The sequence below is a fragment of the Streptomyces sp. NPDC054975 genome, from assembly GCF_053609105.1.
The window spans coordinates 22,113-29,192 of record NZ_JBSGWV010000070.1 but is presented as its reverse complement, the minus strand read 5'-3'; the positions used below and the strand labels follow the sequence as shown (position 1 = coordinate 29,192).

The following is a 7,080-nucleotide window of genomic DNA, read 5'->3' as shown; positions in this document are numbered from 1 at the left end:
CGTTGCGCCGGAACGAATTCCGACGCAACGAGCCGACCCGGCAAGAAGGCCAGTGATGGCTACTTCTTGTTCTTCGCCTTCACCTTCTCGAAGGTGCGGGCGAAGGAATCGTTGCCGTAACCCTCGTCGACCAGCTCGTCGGCGGCCTTCTTGACCGGCTCCAGCCAGGAGGCGTCGACGCCCAGCTCCTTGCTCGCCTGGATGATGTGGCCGAGCGCGAGCTGGTTGGTGCTGACGTTGGAGATCTCGGTCGCGTAGTCGCCCTCGTCGATGACACGCGCCTGGTCCTGGCTCGCGATGGCGGCCGAGACCACGTACTGCACCCAGGTGTTGACGTAGGGCTGGAACTCCTGGGCGGAGATGCCCGCGGTGTTGACCAGCGCGTGCGCGTGGCCCCAGCCCTGGCCGGCGGCGTACAGGACGGTGAGCAGCGCCAGGTCGAAGATGAGGGGAACCCCGGGGTCTTCGCTGACGTGCACGGACGCGCCACCGAGCTGCATCAGGAGCGTCTCGTTGGCCTCGAAGACCTCCTTCTTCCCACCGTAGAAGAACTGCCCCTGCGGCGTGCCGACGAGCGGCGGGATCGCCATGATCGCACCGTCGAGGTAGGTGATGCCGTGGTCGGCGGCCCATGCGGCGGTCGACCGGGCGTCCTCGGGCGTGCCCGTGGTGAGGTTGATGAGGGTCTTGCCCGCCAGCTGCTCGGCCAGCGGGTCGATCAGGGCGCGCGTGACCTCGTACGTCGACACGCACACGATGATGACGTCACTCGCGGCGACCGCCTCTGCGGGAGAACCGGCGAGCTTCGCGCCCTCGGCGACGAGCGCGTCGGCCTTGTCGGCGGACCGGTTCCACACGGTGGTCGGGTAGCCGTTCCCCAGAACAGTCGCAGCGAGCGCCTGACCCATGAGACCGAGGCCGACGACCGACACCCGAGCGTTGTTGTTGGACATTAAGCGATGTCTCCTTGTGGAAATTGGTATCCGGACGCCATTCATTGAGATGGTAGGCAGCGATTTCACCACCCCTCAAGTACTTACAAAAAAGTAAGTGAGGCGTCGGAGAGGGATTTCAGGTCATCCTGGCTGGATGCCGAATCGGCCGCGGCGGAGGTTATGCGACTGCCCGCGAGGTCAGTTCCAGCGCCTGCTTCGCGGCCCGGAAGCCCGATTCGACGGCGCCGTCCACGTAACCGGCCCAGCCGGTGGCGATGTCGCTGGTGGCGAACGTCAGCCGGCCCACCGGCTGCTGTACGGCACGGAGCTTCGTGGTGAGCTGGCCCGGACGGCGGAACGTCCAGCCACCGAGCGAGAACTCGTCACGGCCCCAGTGCTGCGCCTTCACCGACACGACCTCCAGGCTCGGGTCGAGCTGGCGCACCGCCGCCCGCACCTGCTCCAGGTTGTTGCCGTCCAGGGTGGGGTCGGCGCTGAAGGCCACCGCGATCTGACCGTCCGGCAGGATGTGCTGGGTCAGCATCGACACGAGCTTGTAGCCCTCAGGCGCCTGCGCCACGAACCGGCCGATGTTCTGGCCGCGCAGCTGCAGGTAGATCTTCTGCGCCGACTGGACAGCCATGCCTTCCTTGGACAGTGCCAGGAACTCGCTCGGCAGCCCCGCCGTCCCGAAGTTGATGTTCTTCCACACGTTCACCGGCAGCGCCACCACAGCGACCTTGGCCGAAATCCGCTGACCGGCGCGGGTGGTGATCTGCACACCGGCGTTGGTGTTCTCGATGCGCGCGACCGGGGTGCTCAGCTTCAGCCCGGAGAGCCGCGCGTCGTCGAGCATGGCCTGCAGAAGGCCCTTCATCCCGGGGGCGGGACGGTCGACGTTGACCCCCATGAACCCGCCGTAATTGCGCCCGCACAGCGCCCACCAGTGGGCGAGCATGGTGTACGCGCCGTAGGTGCTGCTGCCGCCGGAGTAGCCGCCGGTGATGGCGCTCACCCAGCGGTCGTCCTCGGGACTGAGCCGCAGCTGGTCGAGCCGGTCGCGCAGGGACAGCTTGTCCGGCTCGATGAGCCCCGCCAGGTTGTGGAACGGCTCGTAGGGGCGCGGGAAGAAGCCCTCGGTCCCCTCCATCACCTTGCCGAGCAGGGTCGCCTCACGCGTGAAGACCTCGTCGGGCGTGTACGTCGCGACGCCCTCCGGGCCCGGGTAGATCGCCCGGTCCAACGGGTCCGAGTCGGAGACGATCGGAATGTTGTAACGCTGCGCCTCGCGCCAGACGTTGACCTGGATCTCGTCGATCCAGGTACCGCCGAACTCGACCTGCTTTCCCAGGAACGTACTGGTCCAGGTGCGCCCCCCGATGCGATTGCGCGCCTCGACCAGCAGTGTCCGCAGGCCCTTCGACTGGAGCTCGCGGGCCGCGGTGACCCCCGCGAAGCCCGCGCCGATCACGATGGCGTCGTAACCGGTCGCTTCTTCGGCGGCGGCCGGGGACGCGGCCCCGAGTCCGACCGCCCCGGCCCCGGCGGCCACCGCGGAGCCGGCCGCCACCTTGAGCAGCGAGCGCCGCGAGGTGCGCCGGCCGGGTATGGAAGCGAGCAAATCCCGTGCAGTATCCATGATTCCTTCCCAGTTCGCCGAAACCCCCGGGCGGGCCACGTCATGGGCCCGGCTGGGGGTTTCGGATATGCGTGGACTGCTGCCGTTGACGGCAGACGTTTCAGAGGAGTTCGGTGTCCGGGTCGAGCCCGAGCAGCACGCGGCCGTGCACTTCGAGGTTGGTGTGCGGCGCCATCATTCCGTGCAGGGAGAGGCCCATCATGTCCCGGTAGAACCGCTGGAACGGGGCCTTGCGGGCGATGGCCGACGCGCCACTCACCGAGTGCAGCTCCGCCACGGCCTCCTTGGTGAGCTGGAGCGCGTAACCGCACTGGCCGCGGATCGCGGCGCGCTCCTCCAGGGTGGGCTGCTCTCCGGCGTCGGCACGGTCCTGGAGGATCTTGAGGTAGCCGGCGGAGAGCCCCTCGGCCGCGGCGATCTTGTTGGCGGCGGTGGCGACCTTGATCTGGGTCAGCGGGTGCTGCGACTGGTCCTCGTGGTGCGTGTACGCGATCGGGCGGCCCTTGACCTGCCCGACGAACAGTTCGAGGGCGGCCTTCGCCATGCCGATGTACGCCCCGACGGACGCGGCCATGACCACGCCGACCAGCCCGTAGTTCCGGCCGGTGGCCCCGGTGTTGGACCGGTCGCCGGAGGTACCGTTGACGGCGTCCTCGCCGCCGGCGACCCGGTGCGCGGGCACGAAGACGTTCTCGGCCGTCACCGTGGAGCTGCCGGTGCCCTGCGCGGCGGTCACGTCCCAGTCGTCGGCGATGGACAGCTCCGACATCGGCACGATCGCGAAGACCTGCTCGTACTGGCCGTCCGGGTGCTCCAGGAGCGCGGCGAGCAGGTCCCAATGGGCGGCCCGGCAGCCCGAGTTGAAGCGCCAGCTGCCGTTGAGGAGATAGCCGCCCTCGGTCGGCGTCACCATCCCGCTGGGGGTGAAGCCGCCGGAGATCCGCACCGAAGGCTCGGCGAACACCTCCTCCTGGGTACGGTCCGGGTAGAGGGTGGCCATCCACCCGCTGGTGACCCAGGCGACCGAGAGCCAGCCGGTCGAGCCGCAGCCCCGCGCGATCTCCGTGAAGATCTCGACCTGGTCGGCCAGCGGCAGGTCGAGGCCACCGAAGCGCCGGGGCACGGCGGCCCTGAACACACCGGCTTTCTCCAGCAGTTCGACGTTCTCCTCCGGGACCCAGCGGCGCTCCTCGGCCGCCAGCCCGTTCTCCCTCAGCTTCGGGACGAGGTCCGTCACTGCCTTCAGTACAGCTGCGGTCTCCGTGTCAGCCGCGGTCATCCTGATTCTCCTTGCGGTTGGTGGTGCGGAAAAGCGAGGGGGGAAACGAGGGGATCACTTCGTGTGCTCCGCGGTTACTTCGTGTGCTCCGCGGTCAGCCTTTCCAGCAGCGGAACGATGTCGTTCGGGGTCGGTGTCGCGAGGAGATCCCGGTAGAGGGATTCCGCGCCGCGGCGGAATCCGGGCTCCCGGAGCACGCGCAGCAGCTGCTCGCGCATGTGCGGCACGGTGGAGTGCGCCGGGTCCAGCGCGAGACCGGCGCCGCGCTCCGTCACGTACCGCGCGGTCCACCGGGAGTGCCACCAGTTGTGGTCCTGGAGCAGGAGCAGCTGGGGGACGCCGTACGCCGCGGCGGCCGCGGAGATGCCGTACCCGCCGTGATGGATCACCGCGGAGCAGGTGGGCAGCAGGGCCGTGTACGGGACGTAGTCGACCACCCGGAAGTTGTCCGGCACCCGCTGGCCCGCCAGCTGCCGGCTGTTGAGCGCACCCACCACCTCGACGTCGAGCCCGCCGGCGACCTCGAGCATGGTCGCGACCAGGCGCTCCTGCTCATCCGCCCCGAACTCGTACTCACGAGAGGTGGTGCCGAGCGTCAGCGCCACCCGGGGGCGCTCGGGGGCCCCGTACAGCCACTCGGGCAGGACGTCCGCGCCGCCGAAGGGGAGCGCTTGGACGGAGACGGTCCGGGTGCTCGTGGGCAGCCGCAACCCCGGGGGAATCGGGTCGACGGTCCACTGCCCGAGAAGCAGCTCGTCGTCCACGGCGAGTCCGTACCTGGCGGCGACCGGCTCGGCCATCTCGACCAGTGGGTTGCGCAGGCCCAGCTCCGCCAGTTCCGGGCGCTCGTCGAAGCGGTCCTTGACCCAGGCGAAATAGTCCTCGCCCCACATCAGACGGGCGTGGGCCGCGCCGCTGACCCGGGCCGCCACGGGGCCGGCGAGCCAGGTCGGGTCCCACAGGACCAGGTCCGGCCGCCACTGGGTGGCGAACCCGACGAGGCGGTCCACCATCGAGGGATGCTCGCGGCCGTCGCCGGCTTCGTCGGTGAGATCACCGGTGGGGTAGAAGATGGACATCGGCGGCATGACGATCGTACGGAACTCCTGCCACACCCCGCCGTCCTCGTCGCCGAGCGCCAGCTTCTCGGTGATCAGCTCCAGCTTCTTCTCGTCCACCCTCATCGGCGGGAAGTAGTCCTCGTCGCTGAGCGGTACGGCGGTGAGGCCCGCGGCGACGACGGGACCCGTCGCGTCCGGATGCGTGGTCGCGACGCGGACCTCGTGTCCCGCACCCTGCAGGGCCCGGGCCAGCGGTACGACCGCGTTCACATGGGCCTTCGCGGGAAGGACGGTGAACAGAACGCGCATGGAAGGTTCCCTCTCGGCGTGCGCTTTCGGTCCGTCGGAAACGACGGGGACGGCTAGTTGAGGAATCCGTAGACCTTGCTGATGCGCCCGTCCTCGAAGACCACGGCGTCCGTGCCGCTGGCCGCGGCGGCCGGCGCGCCGGGAGCGCCCCAGCGCCAGCTGAACAGGGCGAGGTTGTTGTGCGCGTTGAGGACCGCGACGAGGGAGAAGCCGTACTCGGCGAACTCCTGGTGGAAGTAGGCCATGTACTCGTCGAGTCCGGCATGCCCCTGGACGGGCGCGTCGAGGTTGTTGTCGATGTACGACCCGTCCTCGGCGAAAACCTCGGCGATCTGCTCCCGGCGCAGTCGGCCGTCGCGCTCGTTCCAGGTGTCGATGTACTTCTGGATGATCTCGGAGGCGTTCTTGATGTCCATGCTCACTGCGGGAACCGCCTTGGTCTCGTCGTGGAGGGGATGGGGGGGGGACGGGGGGCCCGGGCCGGTGGGGCGGCCCGGTGGTTCAGGACGCGGCGCGGGAGCCGCGCAGGATCCGGGTCAGCATTGCCGGGCGCATCAGCGTCGAGGGCGGATCGATGAGTCCGACGACGCGCAGGAATGCCTCGGTCACCGCGCTGTCCCGGGTCGACGCCGCCTGGACGCGGGACGTCAGCGCGTGCGCCATGCGCGTCGACAGGGTGCGCCTGCCCTCGACTCCGGGGAAGGCGAGGTCGTTGATGGTCATCGCCTCCCACGGCCCGTCGACCGCCCGGTGCGCGACGTCGCGGAAGTACTCCGCGGCGACCGGTGCCGATCCCGCGGCCAGGTGCTCGCGCAGCACGAGCGCGCCGAGCGAGGCGACCGTCATGCCCTGCGCGTACGTCGGGTTGAAGCTGCACACGCTGTCTCCGGTCGCCAGCAGCCCCTGGGGGAAGCGCGTCACACGCTCGAAGTGGCGCCGGACGCTGACCGGGTACTTGAAGGCGACCGGGTCCTCCAGCGGCTCCTGGTCCTGCACCGCCTCGTAGATGTCGGGCACGGCGAGCGACTTGAGGAAGACCCGGAAGCCCTCCCGGTCGGTCGGCGGGTGGTCGCCGAGGATCCCGTACGCGGTCAGGGTGACCAGGTCGTCCTCGACCTTGGTCATGATCGCGCCGCGCGGCAGGCCCGCGGAGGCGATCACGGCGATGGAGATCTCGTCGTCGTACGGGTCGGACGTCAGCCGGTAGCGGCAGGTGGTGTAGCCGACGCCGACCTTCAGCCGGGACTCCTCCACGCGGGGGAAGCCGAACTCCTCCAGCCAGGCCGGCACGCGGGAGCCACGGCCCGTGGCGTCCACGACCAGATCGGCACCGATCGTCTCCTCGGCCGTGCCGCCGCCGTGGGCCTGCACCCTCACCCCGGTCACCCGGGCGTGGTCGGGCGTCGTCTCCAGGCCGAGGATGTCGTGTCCGCTCCGGAAGACCACGTTCGGCAGCGTGGCGACCCGCTCGTGGACATGGCGCTCCAGGAAGGGGCGGCTCGCGGCCACGGCACGCAGCCCCGTGCGAACCCTCTGCGGTCGCTTGCCGTTGAAGTACCAGCGGGTGTTGAACCCCACGTCGCCGGTGGCGGCCCCGGCGGCGATCATCTCGTCGCTGATGCCGGGGAACAGCTCCTCGATGACCTGCTGACCACGCGCCTGCAGGGCGTGCAGGTGCCGCCCCTGGGGGACTCCGCGCCGCACCCCGCGGTCGCCGGTGAGCTCGTCGCGCTCCACCACGGTGACCTTCTCGTACGCGTCCGACAGCACGCGGGCGGCGAAGAGCCCCGACATGCTGCCGCCGAGCACGACCGCGTGGTCTCCGACGCGTTGACGCGCTGGGGTCATCTCAGTGCT

General features: G+C 69.7%; 6 protein-coding genes. All 6 read right to left on the bottom strand.

Going from position 1 to position 7,080, the window contains the following annotated elements:
• Nucleotides 1-59 precede the first annotated feature (59 nt).
• Nucleotides 60-953 (bottom strand): NAD(P)-dependent oxidoreductase, encoded by an 894-nt coding sequence (locus ACWF79_RS32605; protein ID WP_453731796.1) that lies wholly within the window; start codon nucleotides 951-953, stop codon nucleotides 60-62.
• A 160-nt stretch (nucleotides 954-1,113) separates the two neighbouring features.
• On the bottom strand, nucleotides 1,114-2,574 hold the full coding sequence (locus ACWF79_RS32600; RefSeq protein WP_453731795.1) for a flavin monoamine oxidase family protein: 1,461 nt from the start codon (nucleotides 2,572-2,574) through the stop codon (nucleotides 1,114-1,116).
• Between the two features lie 100 nt (nucleotides 2,575-2,674).
• Nucleotides 2,675-3,853: an acyl-CoA dehydrogenase family protein gene (locus tag ACWF79_RS32595; protein WP_453731794.1), complete on the bottom strand. Its 1,179-nt coding sequence runs from the start codon at nucleotides 3,851-3,853 to the stop codon at nucleotides 2,675-2,677.
• A 74-nt stretch (nucleotides 3,854-3,927) separates the two neighbouring features.
• On the bottom strand, nucleotides 3,928-5,223 hold the full coding sequence (locus ACWF79_RS32590) for a nucleotide disphospho-sugar-binding domain-containing protein (RefSeq protein WP_453731793.1): 1,296 nt from the start codon (nucleotides 5,221-5,223) through the stop codon (nucleotides 3,928-3,930).
• Between the two features lie 53 nt (nucleotides 5,224-5,276).
• Complete coding sequence (locus ACWF79_RS32585) at nucleotides 5,277-5,639, bottom strand: nuclear transport factor 2 family protein (protein ID WP_453731798.1); 363 nt, start codon at nucleotides 5,637-5,639, stop codon at nucleotides 5,277-5,279.
• 85 nt (nucleotides 5,640-5,724) lie between these two features.
• Nucleotides 5,725-7,071, bottom strand: coding sequence for an FAD-dependent oxidoreductase (locus tag ACWF79_RS32580; protein WP_453731792.1), 1,347 nt, complete (start codon nucleotides 7,069-7,071; stop codon nucleotides 5,725-5,727).
• Between the last annotated feature and the right edge of the window lie 9 nt (nucleotides 7,072-7,080).